This window comes from Alsobacter soli, from assembly GCF_003004785.1.
GTDB classification, from domain to species: Bacteria; Pseudomonadota; Alphaproteobacteria; order Rhizobiales; family Beijerinckiaceae; genus Alsobacter; species Alsobacter soli.
Map to the genome: position 1 here is coordinate 1 of NZ_PVZS01000045.1, position 16,538 is coordinate 16,538.

Consider the following 16,538-nt stretch of genomic DNA (forward strand, 5'->3'; position numbering starts at 1 on the left):
GCCACCGTGGGCGAGCAGCCGCTTCCGGAGACCTACGCGTTCTGGACATTCGGAGCCCTCGGGCTGTTCGTCGGCTTCGTGTTCACCCTCCCGATGAACTGGTGGCTGGTCGCGATCGGCTGGAAGCACGGCCAGGGCCATGAGCACATGCTCAAGCAGATGGCCCAGCGCGACGGAGGCCGAAACCCGCCGGAGCGGCGACACGAAGCCCATTCAGGCGTGCGCGCCAGCGGGGTACGCCGATGAAGCGGGCAGGGATGGCGGTGATGGCCTGCGCCGCTGCGGTGTCCCTCGCCGGGCCTCTGCGGGCGAATGAGGGTCCCAAGGGCCTCGTGACCAGCGCGTCGGCATCGAGCCTTGAGCCCTTCCGGAGCGGCCTCGCGGCCAACATGCGGAACTGCGCGGCGGGTCTCACGGAGGGCCGGCGCGCGGCGGCCATGGCGGCCCTGAACAGGGCGCGGCATCTCGCGCTTGCGGCCACGACGGTCGACAGCCTCGGTCTCCAGACTGCCGACGCCTTTCGGCAGGCCTACGACGCGATCAAGAAAGCGCGCGCCCTCGTGCAGGACGGCCGCCCTGAGCGGGCCGCCGAAGTGCTTGCGCAAGCTGCGGCAGGACTGGACAAGGCGCCCATGGGACAGCCCGCGTCGTTCAGGGCGGCGGACGCGCTGTCGGGCGCGCTCGGACAGACAGCCGTCAACGCGAGCGGGGAGACCTTAGGCACGCTAAAGGGGCTGCACGCGGACAAGGACCACCTCGTGGCCGACCTGCGCGTGGGTGGCGTGCTCGGGCTGGGAGCCAAGACGATCAGCTTGGACGCCGACCAGGTGCTGCTCGGCCGCCCGTATGTTGCGCTCGCCACCAAGGCAGGCCCGACCGATCTGAAAAACAACTCCAGCAAGTGAGGCAGTCCGTGACACCCAAGCCCGACGACTTTCATCTGGAACGCGACGGCGACGCCGTGGTAGCGACCTTCGCGCCCACCGGCGCCCGCTACCGCGCAGCTGGCGGCGAGCCCGCGTCGCAGGTCGAGGCGCCCCGCGATGGGCGGGACGACTACGCCGAGGACGAGGTCAGGACTATGGCCGGCAAGCTGATCGCGCTTGCCGCCACCTCGCCGTCCTCGAGTTGAGGCGGAGACATGCGAGCCTACGATCTCGGGCCAACCGGCGACCGGCGCGGCGAAAAGGCCCTGGAGGATGCGCTGCGGGCGTCGCTGCCCGGGGACGTCCCGGTCGGCATAGACCTTCAGCACGGCGAGGTTAGGGTCGGATCCGACGCCGACCCGCAGGTCTTAGTGTTCGCCATCGAGAGCGCAGGGTATCCCGTGACATCGGTGGAGGAGATCCGGTCGTGAGCGCCCGCGTGCCGGACGATCAGGGGCCCGACACCCCGATCAACATGGCCGCGACAACCGCTGACGAGGAGTTGCCCTTCGCGGGTTCGACGCCGGACGCCCCATCCATCGCGGAGCCCGGCGCGCCTCAGGATTTCGACGCTCTCACGGAGCAAATGGCCCTGCCGGCCTGGACGCCCGCACGCCGGGCAGGTCCTTGACGGCCACCTCCGCCTCAGCCGCACGGGGACGGTTGACGACGACCTCGCCCGGAATTTTTCGCCCTATTGGTGGTCCTGAGCGCCCAAGGCGTTCGCCAGGGCCACGCCGGTATACGCGCCCTCGCCGCGCGGCTGCGGCGCGAGCTGCCCGGCATGGAGTTTACGATGGTGTCAGGCCACGTGGCCTTGCTTGGGTGGTCAGCCAGGCCCGCAATGGAGCGCGCGTGGATGACGGCGCCGCCAGCTACTGGATCGAGGGGGGCAGGATCGTGGCGCAGACGGTCCACTATACTCTTCTACCAGCCGAGCGCCCTTGAGTGGTGAAGCTCTGTGCGCGCGTCTCGGGGCGGGCACTGGTGGGCAACCGATCTCGCGCTCCGCGTCGCCACAGCTTCCAAAGTTGACCTGGCTGGGCGTGCCCTTTTTCCAATCCCGGTTGAGAAGCCGAGAGAGGTGCGGATCAGCACAATTGTGCTCAAAACAAGTTTTGGAAAGAGGGCCCACTGCAACGTAACGATGATCCGGGCCGAGCAGAATGGGAGTCTCAAATTGGCCCTTGGCGGCATAAGCGGTCGGGGCCATCCAGTGACCAGGCCGCTTTGAATGAAACTTGAACCTACGATTGCACCCACGACCATGATGCCCACCCCCGCCGCCGCAACGCGGCCGGACACGGTGTGCATCCGAGGTCGCTTTCAGGCTGCTCTCTGCTCAGGTTTCCACTCCAAGCGCCATCAGGAGCCGATTTGGGAGCCTCCGCTTGTCAGATCATCGATCATCCCAGCTCCGAAGCCGGGCAGTTTCTCGACGTCACTTCAGTTCTTGAACGGCCGAGCTTGGCAGAGTGTTCTCGCGCGATCTGGGCCGACCATCGGCAGATCTGCGATTTCCTCCTCGGGCGCAGTATTAAGATCCACGATGCGGTCTTCATGGTGGGTCTCGCCATGAGCCCGGGGTTCCTGCTGGCCTGGGTGCTTGTGCTCGAAAGACATTGTTCGACACCTCCCGTCTCCGAGCAACGAGCGCAGTCACATGCGGTTCCTGAGTATTCCAGACTGGCTCGCCGCAAAAGAAGGCCGCCACGAGGCGGCCAATAGTTGGGGTGTGCCTTGACGGGCTGTCATCAAGGAGCACGACATAGTTTCACGGTTTCGGCCGCGGACGAGTCAGGAAAAACCGCGAACGGGCGTACGATCGATAGCGTACGATGCGGAAAGCACCCGTGGTTGACGAGCGGGCGGCGCGAGTTCCTCCTGACCAAACAAGAGCTCCTGGAGATCTTTCTCGAAAGTAGGTCAGCGACCGAACTGTCCAGGCGTCTCCAGGCCGGGGCGACAGGAACGGCCGGTTCCTCAGAAGGTTTTCGCCGCAGCCCGAGGGAGAGCATTCATGCATGCGCGATTGAAGCTCCTTGCCCCACTTGCCGCGCTTGCGCTGGTCTCCCCGCCATCGCTCTCCTTCGGGCAAGACCTCCAGACGCTCTCCAAGGACGCCAAGCAGTGGGTCATGCCGGGTCGCGACTACGCCGGCACGCGGTTCAGCCCACTCGACCAGATCAAGCCCGAAAACGTCGGCCAGCTCCAGGTCGCCTGGACCTTCTCCGTGGGAAAGAACCGCGGCCAGGAATCGGCGACCCTCGTGGTCGACAACACGCTGTATGTCGTCGCCCCGTACCCCAACAAGGTGTTCGCGCTGGACGCCACCACCGGGGACCTAAAGTGGACCTATGTCCCGGACACCGAACGCGCGGCGCAGGGCGTCGCCTGCTGCGACGTGGTGAACCGCGGGCCGGCCTACGACAACGGGCGCCTCTTCGTCGCCACGCTCGACAACCACGTGGTCGCGCTGGACGCGAAGACGGGCAAGGAAATCTGGAACGCGAAGGTCGGCGACATCAACCGCGGCGAGACCATCACGATGGCTCCGCTCGCCGTGAAGGGGAAGGTCATCGTCGGCGACAGCGGCGGGGAGCTCGGCGTCCGCGGCAAGCTGGTCGCGGTTGACCAGGGGACCGGCAAGGTGGTGTGGACCGCCTTTTCCACCGGGCCCGACAAGGACGTGCTGATCGGCCCCGACTTCAAACCGCACTACGACTGGCTCAAGGGCAAGGACCTGGGCGTCTCCACCTGGCCGCCGGACAAGTGGTCCATCGGCGGCGGCACGATCTGGGGCTGGATCACCTATGACCCGGAGCTGAACCAGATCTACTACGGCACCGGCAACCCCGGGCCCTGGAACTCCAACCAGCGACCCGGCGACAATCTATGGACTTCGACCATCTTCGCCCGGGACGCGGACACCGGCCAGGCCAAGTGGGCCTACCAGGCCAATCCGCACGACCTTTGGGACCACGACGAGATCAACGAGAACGTCCTGGTCGACCTGCCGATCAACGGACAGACCCGCAAGGTGCTCATCCACCCCGGCCGCAACGGCTACATGTACGTGATCGACCGGCAGACGGGGGAAGTCATCTCGGCCGACGCCTATGACACCGTGAACGCCTATCTGGGCGTGGACCTGAAGACGGGCCGCCCCAAGCCGAACGAGCAGATGCAGCCCGCGCTGGGCAAGACCATCGAGAACGTCTGCCCCGCATCGCCCGGCGTCAAGGACTGGCAGCCGACGGCCTGGTCGCCGCGCACCAACCTCCTCTACGTGCCGCACCAGCATCTGTGCATGAACTTCAAGACCGCCGAGGTCGGGTACATCGCAGGGACGCCCTATGTGGGCGCGACCGTGGACATGTACGCCGGCCCGGGGGGCTACCGGGGCGAGTTCATGGCCTGGGACCCGGTGAAGAAGACCAAGGTCTGGAGCATCAAGGAGAATTTTCCGGTCTGGTCCGGGGCGCTGGTGACGGCGGGCGACGTGGCTTTCTACGGGACCATGGACCGGATGTTCAAGGCGGTTGACGCCAAGAGCGGCCAGCAGCTCTGGCAGTTCCGCACCTCGTCCGGGATCATTGGCCAGCCGATGAGCTTCCAGGGCGCGGATGGGCGCCAGTACGTAGCCATCCTGTCGGGGGTCGGCGGCTGGCCAGGCGTTGTGGCCAACGCCGAGGTCGATCCGCGCGTCCGCAACGCCGCGCTCGGATTCGCAGGGGCGACCCAGGACCTTGGGACCTACACCGAGGGCGGCAGCACGCTCTTCGTATTCGCCCTGCCGCAAGCTCAAGCCCAAGGCGGCAAGCCCGCGTCTCCGGCCCCGCAGTGAGGTGACGCCATGTCCCGCGCATCGCTTCTCCTCGTCGCGGCTGCGGCGCTGGGCCTGGCGCCCCTCTCGCCGGCTTTCGCGCAAAGCCCCCCGCTGGGCGCGCCGGAGCAGCCGCAGCCCCACGCCGGCCTCTCGGCGCCATCCCTGCCCGGGGCGCAGGGCGCCCTGACGGGCCAGCCGGTGCTGGCCGGGTCCAGCGCCCAGATGCTGCAGGTTCCGGTGAGCTCGCTGTTTCCCGGGGCGGTGCCGAGCCGTCCCGACATCCGTAATCCCACGGGCGACGAGGCGTCCCTCCAGCGCGGGATGAAGTTCTTCTCCAGCTTCAACTGCATCGGCTGCCACGCCGACAACGGAGGCGGCGGCATGGGCCCGTCCCTCAGCGACTGGAAGTACATCTACGGCGAGCAGCCCGCGAACATCTTCCTGACCATCAAGCAGGGCCGGCCCAACGGCATGCCCGCCTGGGGCGCGGCCCTGCCGGACGAGGCGATCTGGGACCTCGTCACCTATGTCCGCAGCCTGCGCGAGCCGGCGCCGAAGACCTTCGGCAAAACCTACTCGCGTACGCCGCCCTCACCCGACATCGAGCAGACCCCGGCGGAGTACGTCAGCACGCCCAAGCCTTGGAGCAGCACGGAAACCTTCAGCGCCGGGCAGAAACCCAACGCGCGCTGAGGCGCGCCAGCGGAGAAGCGGCATGCGCAACGCGCGTCGGGCCATTGTGGCGGGGAGCGGAATGGCGGCGGCGCTGCTTGCTGCGCCCCGACCGGCCTGTGCGCTGGGCTGGGCCGATTTCCCGATGAACTATCTCACCACGGCGGGCGTGAAGGAGCGCCCCGTCGTCGCGCTGACATGGGGACTGATGGGGATCTCGATCGCCGTGATCGTGCTCATCAGTCTCTTCGTGCTGGTCGGGGTCCTGCGTCGGCGCAACACGGATGTCTCGCTGCCCGAAGCGACCAGGATCCCGGTGGTCCGGCCCCGGTCGGGCCTGGCGTGGATCAGCATCGGGGTGGGCGTCTCCACCGTGGTCCTGCTCGGCATGATGGGCTGGACCGCCGTGACGATGGCCAAGATCGCGCGGCCGCCCGTCGATCCCGCCGTGACCATCGAGATTCGCGCCCGCCAGTGGTGGTGGGACGCCCGGTACGAGAGCGGCGACCCGACCCGCATCGTGGACGTCGCCAACGAGATCCACATCCCGGTCGGCAAGGCGGTGGAATTCAAGCTGCAGAGCGATGACGTGATCCACTCGTTCTGGATCCCAGCGCTCGGCGGCAAGACGGACGTCATCCCCGGCCAGACCAACATGACCTGGCTGCAGGCCGAGCGTCCCGGCGTATATCGCGGCCAGTGCGCCGAATATTGCGGCAAGCAGCACGGCCACATGGGGATCGTGGTGGTCGCCGACGTGCCGGAGGACTTCCAGGCCTGGCTCGACGGCCAGATCTCTCCGGCCAGGGAGGCGGCGAGCCAGCAGGTCGCGGAGGGGCGCGACCGGTTCATCCAGCGTTGCGGGGCTTGCCACACCGTCCGCGGCACGCGCGCCGGCGGCGCGCTCGGCCCGGACCTGACCCACCTCATGAGCCGCGGGTCCCTGGCGGCGGCGACGCTGCCCAACAAGATCGCCTACCTGTCGGGCTGGATCGCCAACCCGCAGACGATCAAGCCGGGGGCGCAGATGCCCAACCTGGAGATCTCCGGGCCGGAGCTCGCCAGTATCCGCTCTTACCTCGAGACCCTTAAATAGGAGACGGGACGTGTCGGCGACCGAATACGAACGCACGCCCGCCATCGCGGAGAAGGGTTACGAGACGCCGCTGGCGCACGACCTCGAGGCGATCTGGGAGTCCAAGCCGGGGATCCGGGGCTTCCTCTCCACCGTCGACCACAAGGAGATCGGGATCCGCTACCTGGTCACCTCCTTCGTGTTCCTCGTTCTGGGCGGGATCGAAGCCCTCGTCATGCGCCTGCAGCTCGCCGGGCCCAACAAGTCCCTGCTGACACCGGAGCAGTACAACGAGCTGTTCTCGATGCATGGGCTGACGATGATCTTTCTCTACGCGCTGCCCGTGCTGTCCGGCTTCAGCAACTACCTGTTCCCGCTGGTGCTCGGCTCGCGCGACATGGCGTTCCCGCGGCTGAATGCCTTCTCCTACTGGGTCTACGTGGCCTCCGGCATCTTCATGTACGCGAGCCTCGTGCTCGGCTTCGCCCCGAACGACGGCTGGTTCAGCTACGTCCCCTATGCGCTCAAGCCCTACAACCCGGGCCCCAACATGGATTTCTACGCGCTCGGGATGATCTTCTACGGCGTCTCGACCACGGTCGGCTCGGCCAATTTCGTCGTCACCTTCCTGCGCATGCGCGCGCCGGGGATGTCCATAAACCGGGTGCCCATCCTGACCTGGGGCACGGTGACGGTTTCCTTCGGGAACCTGTTCGCGGTGCCGGCCGTGAGCCTCGCCTTCCTGATGATGTGGGCCGACCGGCAGTTCAACACCCACTTCTTCACGCCCGAGACAGGAGGACAGCCGCTGCTGTGGCAACACCTGTTCTGGATGTTCGCGCATCCCTGGGTCTACGTCGTGGTGCTCCCCGCGATGGGCCTCGTGTCCGACGCGCTGCCGATCTTCTGCCGCCGGCCTATCGTGGGCTATACGGTGGTGGTGCTCGGCACCATCACCACGATGGTGCTCGGCTTCGGCGTGTGGCTGCATCACATGTTCGCCACGGGCCTGCCCTTCCTGGCGCTCAGCTTCTTCAGCGCCGCGTCGTTCGTCATCACCATCCCGAGCGCCGTGGCGGTGTTCGCCTGGATCGCCACGATCTGGACCGGCCGGCCGGTGATCACCACGGCCTTCCTGTTCTTTGCCGGCTTCATCGCCATGTTCGTGATCGGCGGCGTTTCCGGCGTGATGACGGCCGCCGTACCGGCCGACCGGCAACTCACCGACACCTACTTCGTCGTGGCGCACCTCCACTACGTGCTGATCGGGATCAACCTCTTCGCCGTCATGGGCGCGCTCTATGTCTGGTTCCCCAAGATCACCGGCCGCCTCATGAGCGAGCGGCTGGGGCGCTGGAACTTCTGGCTCGTTTTCGTCGGCTTCAACCTCGGCTTCTTTCCCATGCACGTCACTGGCCTCATGGGGATGCCGCGGCGGATCTACACCTATCCGGACGGCCTCGGCTGGGACACGCTCAACCTCATCACCACGATGGGCGCCTTCGTGCTGGCGATCGGGATCCTGCTGCTTCTGATCAACCTGGCGATCAGCCGCCGCGGCGGCGCGCCGGCCGGCCCCAACCCGTGGGACGGGCCAACGCTGGAATGGGCGACGCCCTCTCCGCCTCCGCCCTACAATTTCCCCGTGATCCCGCTCGTCGCCAGCCGCCACCCGCTGTGGGAGGAAAGGCTGGGCGAGACCGAGGCCGGCCATTCCGAAATCCACCGAGGCCCCGTGCTGGCTGACGGCAAGGAGGCGCTCGCCACGACCGCCCTCGACGCCCAGCCGGACGTCATCCTCAAGATGCCGGAGGACAGCTACGCGCCGTTCGTCGTCACGCTCGCCATGGCGGTCGCTTTCACGGGCCTGCTGCTCGCCAATTGGTGGGTCGCCGGGATCGGCGGACTCGCGATCCTGATCGGCAGCCTCGTCTGGCTGTGGCCCGAGGCCGCGCTGGCGCAGAAGGCCAGGAGGCCGGCATGAGCGAGCCCCTGATCATCCGCCGCAGACTGCCGGTGGGCAGCATGGGCAAGAAGGCGAACGGCTGGTGGGGCATGCTGGCCCTCATCGCCACGGAAGCCGCGCTCTTCGCATACCTGCTGTTCAGCTACTTCTTCTTCGACGTCCAGTACGGCCGCGGCTGGCTGCCGGAGAAGCTACCCGCTTTCCGCCTGTCGGGCCCCAACACGGTGATCCTTCTCCTCAGCAGCGTCGCCGTCTGGTGGGCCGAGCGGGAGGCGCGCAAGGGCAACCGCGCCCGGCAGTGCCTGGGGCTGGCCGTCGGCCTCCTGCTCGGGATCGCGTTCGTCGTGATCCAGGGCTTCGAATGGGCGGACAAGACCTTCACGCCCTTCTCCAGCAGCTACGGCTCGCTGTTCTTCACCATCACGGGCTTCCACATGGCGCACGTGATCGCGGGCCTTATCGTGCTTGCCTCCCTGCTGCTGTGGTCCGCGCTCGGCTACTTCGATGACCGTCGGAACGCCCCGGTCACGATCGGGGCCATCTACTGGCACTTCGTGGACGCCGTCTGGCTGGCCGTCTTCTTCAGCCTCTACGTCACGCCCCACCTGCGGTGAGCGCCATGCCCGCAACCGAACCCGCCACTGGCGTCAAGCATCCCGCTCCGCACCGCTCGGAGGTGAGCGGCAAGGTCCTCGTGTTCGCCATCGCGGCGGCGCCCGTAGTCTGGGGCATTCAGGTTCTTCTGGGTTACGCCCTGGCCAGTCACGCGTGCTTCCCGCGCGAATACCCGCGCCCTGTCCTGCCCCAAGGCTGGGGCGGGCTGCCCCATGCGCTCCTGGCGGTCACGGCGGTCGCCTTCGTCATCGCCGCGGTCGCGAGCTTTCTCGGCTACCGGAGCTGGCGGAAAACCGCCGGCGAGGCCGGAGGAGGGCACAAGCATCTGATCGAGGTCGGCGAGGGCCGCACGCGCTTCATGGCCGCCTGGGGCCTCTGGATCGGGGCGCTGTTCGCTGTGGCCCTCATCTTCGATGCGCTCGGATTGTACCTGGTGTCGTCATGCGGAGGTTAGCCGGATCTTCCCTTATCATGGCCCCACTGCTCGCGCCGGGCGCCGCCTGGGCTCACGCTGGAAGCGAAAGCGCAAGCGGAAGCGGATCCGGGCCGAGCTGGCTGTGGCTCGCGCTGAGCCTGCTCGTTCTCGGCGCGCTCTATGCCCGGGGCTGGACGCGGCTGCGGGGCCGTTCCGCCGCCCAGGCGATCGGCCCTTGGCAGGCGGGCGCCTTCGCCGCCGGATCGTTGACGCTGGCCGCCGCTCTCGCGCCGCAGGCCGACCGCGTCGCCGACCAGCTTTTCTCCGCGCATATGGTGCAACACCTGGCGCTGATCCTCTTGGCCGCGCCGCTTTACAGCCTGGGACGGACCGGGGTTGCGTTACTGGCGGGCTTGCCGCGGTCCTGGCGCACCGGGCTCGGCAAGGCCTTGGTGACCACCGGCCTCGTACGCCTGTCCGGATCGGCCGCCGGCGCCGTCCTCTCGTGGATTCTGTTCTGCGGCGTCTTCGCCTTCTGGCACTTGCCAGGCCCTTATGGCTGGTCCCTTGGTCACGCCTGGGGCCATGTCTTCGAGCATGCGACCTTTTTCGCCAGCGCGATCGCGTTCTGGAGCGTGGTCCTCGCGCCGAGCGCAAGGGCAGTCGGCTTCGGCGGTCGGCTCCTGTCCGTGACCACCGCGGCGGTCGTCAGCGGACTCCCGGGGGCGCTCATGATCCTGGCCAATCGACCCTTTTATCCTGTCCACGCGGCCACTGCCCGGGCCTGGGGCGTCACGCCCGTGGAGGACCAGCAATTGGCCGGCCTGATCATGTGGATCCCCGCGGGGTTCGTGTATCTCGGCGTGATCTGCTGGCTGACCGTCGCCTGGCTGCGCGAGGCCAAACGGCGCGCCGTTCTCGCCGCTCGGCCGACCGCCGCGCTCATGGTCGCGATCGGCGTGCTGCTGGCGCTGCCCGGCTGCGAGCCCCGCGAGGCCCAGGCCAATCTTGGCCTTGGGGACGCAAAGAAGGGGGCGGCCCTGATCGCCGACATCGGCTGCGGCTCGTGCCACACGATTCCGGGCGTGGGGGGCGCCGACGGCCTCGTCGGCCCGCCGCTCGCCCAGATGGGCCAGCGCGTCTACATCGCCGGAATGCTCCGCAACACGCCCGAGAACATGGTGCTCTGGCTGCGCAACCCGCAGGCGGTCGTCCCGGGGAACGTCATGCCCAACATGCGGCTGAGCGAGACCGACGCGCGCGACATCGCCGCCTATCTCGCCACGCTGCGCTGAAGGCGACCACGTACCTTCAATGGAGAGCGACAATGATCCCAGTTCGCCGCACGCTCCTGGCTGTGCCGCCCATGCTCATTGCGACGACCGCGGCGTGGGCGGAAAGCTGCCCGGCCAATCACGACCAGTTGCAACAAGCCCTCCGCGCGAGCGTGAAGCCGAGCGGCGGCCCAACGAACGGCGGCTTCGACAACAATGAGTGGGCGGCCATCACGGACCGCAATGGCGTCCTGTGCGCGATCGCTTTCAGCGGCGCAAAGCCCGCTGATCAGTGGCTTGGCAGCAGAGCCATCGCGGCGGAAAAGGCGAACACCGCGAATGCGCTCAGCCTGGACAACTACGCGATGTCCACCGCCAACCTGTATTCCGGCGCGCAGCCGAATGGCTTCCTGTTCGGACTGCAAATGACGAACCCGCCAACCGGTCCTGCTCTTCTGGCCGGCGATCCGAGCACTTTCGGCTCCGGATCAGATCCGCTCTTGGGCAAGCCGGTCGGGGGAGTCGTGGTGTTCGGAGGAGGATTGGCGCTGTACAGCCAAGGGCACGTCGTCGGCGGCTTGGGCGCCAGCGGAGACACATCCTGCGCCGACCACAACATCGCCTGGCGCATCCGGGCGGCATTGAAGCTCGACCAAGTCCCTGCCGGCCCCACGCCGCAAAAAGACGGCATCATCTACGATATCCAGCCTGACAAGACGAGCGCGTCCGGGTTCGGGCATCCCTCTTGCGTCGGGAAAGAGCCCGAGATCGCCGAACAGCTTAAGGCAGGGTCCACCCCGGGTTGGGCGAAGCCAAGACAATAGGCCCGCCAATTCGCTCCTCTCGGTCGTACACTTACGGTAGACATTCACGATCGCCCAGGTCCGAACACTCACGATGCCGCAACTGGAGTGTTCGGGCCGAGGCCCGTTTTGGGGCGCAATTAGGCAGCGGATCCGTGGACTAGCGGTAGTCCTCAGCTACATGGGTCCGCTTGAGTTCAGATTTTCCTATATTTGAAGTCGCGCGCGCGCCGGTCAGTACATTTTATTGCCATGAGCGTGGGCGTACTGACCGGAACAGCGACCCGGGTGATGGCGGCAGTAGATCCGGCGGTCGGTGTAGTGCTCACGGTACCAGCCATGTCTATGCCCCCGCCAATTGCGGCTGTAGCGGTATCCATGCGATCTATAGCTATGCCGTCTCAGTGTGGGGTTCGTGCGGTGGATGGGTTGCGTCCGCATACTCCCCCGGGAGCTTAAAGTCGGCCCACCTGGAGCGGTGACCTGACCGCGTGCCTGCTGGGCTGAGCTCATCTCGGCCATGGATATGGTCCCCGCAAAAGCCAAAGCTCCGCACAGAACCGCTTTAATCAGAAAACGCATTTTGCTTCCTTCCTCGATTTTCGGCTTTGCTCGCTCACAACCCGGCGGCAGAACCAAAAGTTTCGGCTCTGTCAGCCGGAGTACTGAGCAATTTCAGGGTGAGCTGGAGAGCAGAAGACATTTCGAGCTGCTCCCAATTATACCCACCCTCTCACAGACAAAGCCGCCATATGAGTGTCACCTGGGTTACACTCGCGAAACCTTGTCCTGCCCTCCGTATTCATCCTGTGAATAGCTTGTAGACAGAGCATACCGAATGACCAGTGACGAGAGCTTCTGGTGTCGGCCCTGGTCCTACCGGGGCCGGCCGTCAGCCGGCGCCGGATTCGCCCAGCAGACCCGAAACCAGGTCACAGTTCCAAGTGGGCCCATTTCTAGTTGGAGGGGCAGCATGCGAACTCAGCCGCTGGCACCAATCCGACCATGCATCGACACGGTCGGCACTAACGCTACTCCCGAACGCCCCATTACGCCTACCGCAGCTGGCACCGACGCCACCATTTGCACCGTCACCGCAGTCACCACTAAAATTCAGGGGAGATCCCATGACAAAGCATCTCATATTCGCCTTGCTTGGAAGCTCGCTGCTCGCCGGGGGAGCATTGGCCCAGACTAATGCCCCCAACATGAAGGGACCTGCTGCCGCTAACCAAGCCACGGCCGCGCCTGTCTCGAACGCGGCCAAATCGACCATCGAGTCGGACAGCAAAGGGGCGCTCTTTCGCATCCATCAGGGCCAGTGGCGGTCCACGAAGCTGATCGGCGTTAAGGTCTACAACAGCAGCAACGACGATATCGGAGATATCAACGACCTCATCGTGGGTCAGGACGGCCGCGTGGAGGCGGTCGTGATCGGCGTGGGCGGTTTCCTTGGAATGGGGGAGCACGACGTGGCGGTTCCCTTCGGTCAGGTACGCTTTGTCGAACAGTCGGACGTGGATCGCACGGCCGCGGCCGGCAGGCCTGCAGCGAACGGCAGTGGAAGCGTCGCGAGCGCGCCCAAAGCGCCGGCTCGAGTGAGCGCGAGCGCGGAGAAGGCTGGGGCTGCAGCGAGCAATTCAGCCCAGTCCAGCGCCGTGGCAAGGTCAGCGCCGGAAACCACCAGCGCCGTCACCCGCAAGAACGCCGATACCGGGACGGGCCAGAGCGAGACAGTTTACCGCGGATACCCCGACCGGGCCGTGGTGAACATGAACAAGGATCAACTCAAGGCTCTGCCTGAGGTCCGCTACGCTCGATGAATGGCGATTGCAACCGGGGGCGCCGTGCCCCCGGTTTCTCCAGCGTTGAGTGCTCGCGAAGGACAAAGCTGGATTAATGGTGGGGCTGAGGAATGACTGCGCTCTCCAAGCGCATCATTTCCAACATCTGCCAGAACGTGGGCATCGCACTCAGGCTCGATACCGTGATCCTGATCACCTTTGGCCGGTCACCCTCGGCGATATCCGCGGCGATCGCGCTGGTCACCGCTAATTCCATGCGCCTGCTGCGAACGCCTGCTGGCTGACGAGGTCCGATGATCTGGCTCTACATCCTTATTCCGTTCGCGGCCGCCGTGGCCGGCGCCTTACTGGCCGTGCGCCGCCCGCCCGGCCCGACACTCACCAGCGCCATGCAGCACTTCACAGCCGGCGTAGTCTTCGCCGCTGCAGCCGGCGAGATCCTGCCCGACCTCAAGCACCACGGCTTCTGGCCCGTGGTGCTTGGCGCCGTAGCGGGTGTGGCCGCCATGCTCGGAATCAAGGGCCTGGAGAGTTCGGCCAGGTCTTCCCTCGGACTGCTCGCCGCGGTCGGCGTGGATGTCTTCATCGACGGCCTGGTGCTCGGGCTCGGCTTCGCGACGGGGCAGCGCGAGGGCCTGCTGCTCACGGCGGCCCTGACCCTGGAGATCCTTTTCCTCGGGCTCACCGTCACCACGGAGCTGAGCGGGCAAGCTCGCTCGAAGGCGGCCGTCGTGGCCATGACCGCGGCCCTTGCCGTCCTGTTGCCGTTAGGGGCCGTGGCGGCGGTCCCTGTCGCGGATTTGCCGCAACCCGTGGTCACCGGCTTCTTCGCTTTCGGCCTGATCGCTCTGCTCTATCTCGTGACGGAGGAGCTCCTGGTGGAGGCGCATGAGCACGCGGACACGCCGTGGATCACGGCGATGTTCTTCGCCGGCTTCCTGCTGCTGTTCATGCTGGAGCAGGCCATGGGCTGAGGTCTGTTCTCAGCACGCAGGTACGGTCGCCCGAGACATTTTTTAGCCCCGGACGGACCCCGCCCAAACACCGGACCCCGGCATTTTCGGCCTGAACGACCTCTGGACCGGCAGCCTCTTGCTCTGCCGACGCGGGCCGAGAGCGTCCATGTGGCGGCCATAGCGGTGCTATTCGCGGTAAGGCGTCCAGCCCGGCGTCCTACCCTGGCGCAGGTCAGACCGCGCCCTGCGCCCCGGGGAACATTGCTGTTTGACCAGCCGGGTCGGCAGCCCGGCCCACCATGTTTCAACGGATTAACCTGGCGCCGCGCTGGTAGGTCAGATAGCGCCATAGCCATTGTACAGACACTAGGAGCCTCTTTTCGAAGCCGACCAGCAGGTACACGTGCACCAGGGCCCACAGGAGCCAAGCGACACGCCCGCGTAGACGGTGCTTGCCGAAGTCGAACACCGCCGCGTTACGACCCACGACCGCCGTATTGCCTCGGTTGCGGAACCGGAATGGCTCACGGTGCTCGCCCCCATGCTCTCCAAGCACGCGGCCCAAGTACTCGCCCTGCTGTTTCGCGACCTGCGCGAGGGCCGGCAATGGCTGGCCGTCCTGCAGCAACGCCGCGCAGTCCCCGATGGCGTAGGCGTCTTCCCGCCCCACGATGGCCAGGTTCGGCCCAACGCTGACCCGGCCGGCCCGGTCGACCGGCGCCCCGAGGGCCCGGGTGATGCTCGTGGCCCGGATGCCGGCGCCCCAGACCACGGCGCCGCAGGGCGTCTCGCGCCCGGCGATCACGACCGCATCGGGGAGCACGTCGTCGACGCTCGCGCCCGTGATCACCGCCACGCCCAGGCCGCGCAGGCGGTCGCCGGCGTAGGCCGCAAGCTCTTCCGGAAAGGCTGCGAGGAGGCGCGGTCCCGCCTCGACGAGCAGAGTACGCGCCGAGGCAGGGTCGATGTGCCGAAAGTCCCGCGCCAGCGTCCACCGGGACAGTTCCGCGATGGCGCCCGCCATTTCCACCCCGGTCGGACCCCCGCCCACCACCACNGGCGCCCGCCATTTCCACCCCGGTCGGACCCCCGCCCACCACCACGGTCGTCATGAGCGCAGCGCGGACCTCCGGGTCATCCGAGGTCTCGGCCAGTTCGAAGTTGCGCAGCAGCGTGCTGCGAATGTGACGGGCATCATCGATGCTCTTGAGCCCAGGCGCGAGCATCCTCCAGTCCTCGTGGCCGAAGTAGTTGTATTCCGAGCCCGTGGCCAGCACGAGGCGCCGGTAGGCGTAGGCGGATCCGTCGGCGAGGGCGACGGTGCGGGCGTCGAGGTCGATCACGGTGACCTCCCCCATGGCGACGTCAATATTCGGATAGGGCGCCAGGATTCGTCGGATGGGCTGGGCGATATCGGCCGGCGACAGGGCCGCTGTTGCGACCTGGTAAAGCAGCGGCTGGAAAAGGTGGTGGTTGCGCCGGTCGATCACCGTGACCGAGAGCGGCTTGCCGCCGAGCGCGCGGGCGCAGGCTAGCCCGCCGAAGCCGCCGCCGATGATAAGGACGTCGCGCTCGCGTCGTTGTCGAAGGGCACCCTCGGCACCGCGGTTGTCTGGCATCGGCGCTCCAAAGGCTGCTTGCGCGCACAACCGCTCCGGGAGCGAGGCGTTGCGCCTCGCCGTGCGACCGAGGCTGCGAGTACGGATGCGAGCGTCAGCCGCATTACCGCCGCGCCATCCGCGGTTGCGGCCCAACCCTCCCGACGAGAGGGGGGCGCCAGCCGAAGAGAAGCGAGGGTCTCCGCGTTGCGCGGAGACCCCGGCCTGCGGTTGCCTCATCCAGTCGCGGGTGATCAGGCCGGCTGGAAAAGCGGGTTTTTTCCCGCTTTGACTTCCAAGGTTTTCTTTTCGGGCGAAGGAAAGCAAATCAGGATTTTCCTGACTGCACGGCGAGACCTGAATACCCCAACACGGGTGCGGCTGCGGACCGCGTGATTCTGGCTGGCCGGGCATAAACCGAGCTCAGAGCGCCCTCGGCTGATCGGAGCAGTCGTCCACGTTCGTCAGCTGGGCGACGTTCGCATGACGTAACTGCAAGTTTTCGCTGACTCGAAAAATTGAAATCATTGCATGAAGTCACAGACAACATTGTTTCTGATTGCTGTGTCGATGATCACGGTATTGGGGAATTCACACGCTCATG

Annotated in this window: 17 protein-coding genes and 1 pseudogene; 16 read left to right on the top strand and 2 right to left on the bottom strand. The window is 66.5% G+C overall.

The annotated features are described in order from the left end of the window. The 16 genes from SLNSH_RS23065 to SLNSH_RS23130 form a co-directional block, all read left to right on the top strand. Positions 1 to 246 (top strand): DUF4396 domain-containing protein (locus SLNSH_RS23065; RefSeq protein ID WP_146140358.1); only part of this gene is annotated, 246 nt, incomplete at its 5' end. After that, a complete protein-coding gene (locus SLNSH_RS23070; RefSeq protein WP_146140359.1) occupies positions 243 to 905 on the top strand; it encodes a hypothetical protein in 663 nt (220 codons plus the stop codon). The genes SLNSH_RS23065 and SLNSH_RS23070, both read left to right, overlap by 4 nt. 8 nt (positions 906 to 913) lie before the next feature. Continuing rightward, positions 914 to 1,132, top strand: a complete 219-nt coding sequence (locus SLNSH_RS23075) for a hypothetical protein (protein WP_146140360.1) — start codon at positions 914 to 916, stop codon at positions 1,130 to 1,132. 9 nt (positions 1,133 to 1,141) lie between these two features. After that, positions 1,142 to 1,357 (top strand): heavy-metal-associated domain-containing protein, encoded by a 216-nt coding sequence (locus tag SLNSH_RS23080; protein ID WP_106340445.1) that lies wholly within the window; start codon positions 1,142 to 1,144, stop codon positions 1,355 to 1,357. Beyond that, complete coding sequence (locus SLNSH_RS23085) at positions 1,354 to 1,557, top strand: hypothetical protein (protein WP_106340447.1); 204 nt, start codon at positions 1,354 to 1,356, stop codon at positions 1,555 to 1,557. The genes SLNSH_RS23080 and SLNSH_RS23085 overlap by 4 nt, the downstream gene beginning before the upstream one ends. Before the next feature lie 1,389 nt (positions 1,558 to 2,946). Next, on the top strand, positions 2,947 to 4,773 hold the full coding sequence (locus tag SLNSH_RS23090) for a methanol/ethanol family PQQ-dependent dehydrogenase (protein WP_106340449.1): 1,827 nt from the start codon (positions 2,947 to 2,949) through the stop codon (positions 4,771 to 4,773). A gap of 9 nt (positions 4,774 to 4,782) precedes the next feature. Continuing rightward, positions 4,783 to 5,448 (top strand): c-type cytochrome, encoded by a 666-nt coding sequence (locus SLNSH_RS23095; protein WP_106340451.1) that lies wholly within the window; start codon positions 4,783 to 4,785, stop codon positions 5,446 to 5,448. A gap of 22 nt (positions 5,449 to 5,470) precedes the next feature. After that, a complete protein-coding gene (gene coxB / locus SLNSH_RS23100) occupies positions 5,471 to 6,523 on the top strand; it encodes a cytochrome c oxidase subunit II (protein WP_106340453.1) in 1,053 nt (350 codons plus the stop codon). Between the two features lie 10 nt (positions 6,524 to 6,533). Further along, a complete protein-coding gene (gene ctaD / locus SLNSH_RS23105) occupies positions 6,534 to 8,486 on the top strand; it encodes a cytochrome c oxidase subunit I (RefSeq protein WP_106340455.1) in 1,953 nt (650 codons plus the stop codon). Beyond that, complete coding sequence (locus tag SLNSH_RS23110) at positions 8,483 to 9,082, top strand: cytochrome c oxidase subunit 3 (RefSeq protein WP_106340457.1); 600 nt, start codon at positions 8,483 to 8,485, stop codon at positions 9,080 to 9,082. Before ctaD ends, SLNSH_RS23110 begins: the two co-directional genes overlap by 4 nt. 5 nt (positions 9,083 to 9,087) lie before the next feature. Beyond that, positions 9,088 to 9,537, top strand: coding sequence for a hypothetical protein (locus SLNSH_RS25045; RefSeq protein ID WP_158266866.1), 450 nt, complete (start codon positions 9,088 to 9,090; stop codon positions 9,535 to 9,537). Positions 9,538 to 9,554: 17 nt separating this feature from the next. Beyond that, positions 9,555 to 10,793, top strand: a complete 1,239-nt coding sequence (locus SLNSH_RS23115; RefSeq protein ID WP_158266867.1) for a cytochrome c oxidase assembly protein — start codon at positions 9,555 to 9,557, stop codon at positions 10,791 to 10,793. Between the two features lie 32 nt (positions 10,794 to 10,825). Continuing rightward, positions 10,826 to 11,596, top strand: coding sequence for a GlcG/HbpS family heme-binding protein (locus SLNSH_RS23120; RefSeq protein ID WP_106340461.1), 771 nt, complete (start codon positions 10,826 to 10,828; stop codon positions 11,594 to 11,596). A 1,106-nt stretch (positions 11,597 to 12,702) separates the two neighbouring features. Then, positions 12,703 to 13,398, top strand: coding sequence for a PRC-barrel domain-containing protein (locus SLNSH_RS23125; RefSeq protein WP_106340463.1), 696 nt, complete (start codon positions 12,703 to 12,705; stop codon positions 13,396 to 13,398). Between the two features lie 92 nt (positions 13,399 to 13,490). After that, positions 13,491 to 13,664 carry a hypothetical protein gene (locus tag SLNSH_RS25050; RefSeq protein WP_158266868.1) on the top strand — a complete coding sequence of 58 codons (174 nt, stop codon included), beginning with the start codon at positions 13,491 to 13,493 and terminating at the stop codon, positions 13,662 to 13,664. A 9-nt stretch (positions 13,665 to 13,673) separates the two neighbouring features. Further along, a complete protein-coding gene (locus tag SLNSH_RS23130) occupies positions 13,674 to 14,354 on the top strand; it encodes a ZIP family metal transporter (protein ID WP_106340465.1) in 681 nt (226 codons plus the stop codon). A gap of 286 nt (positions 14,355 to 14,640) precedes the next feature. Here SLNSH_RS23130 and SLNSH_RS25480 read toward each other — a convergent pair whose 3' ends face one another. Then, a complete protein-coding gene (locus tag SLNSH_RS25480; RefSeq protein ID WP_245422459.1) occupies positions 14,641 to 15,360 on the bottom strand; it encodes an NAD(P)/FAD-dependent oxidoreductase in 720 nt (239 codons plus the stop codon). 94 nt (positions 15,361 to 15,454) lie between these two features. After that, a pseudogene (locus SLNSH_RS25675) lies at positions 15,455 to 16,348 on the bottom strand (NAD(P)/FAD-dependent oxidoreductase); the annotation flags it as partial. Positions 16,349 to 16,538 lie beyond the last annotated feature (190 nt).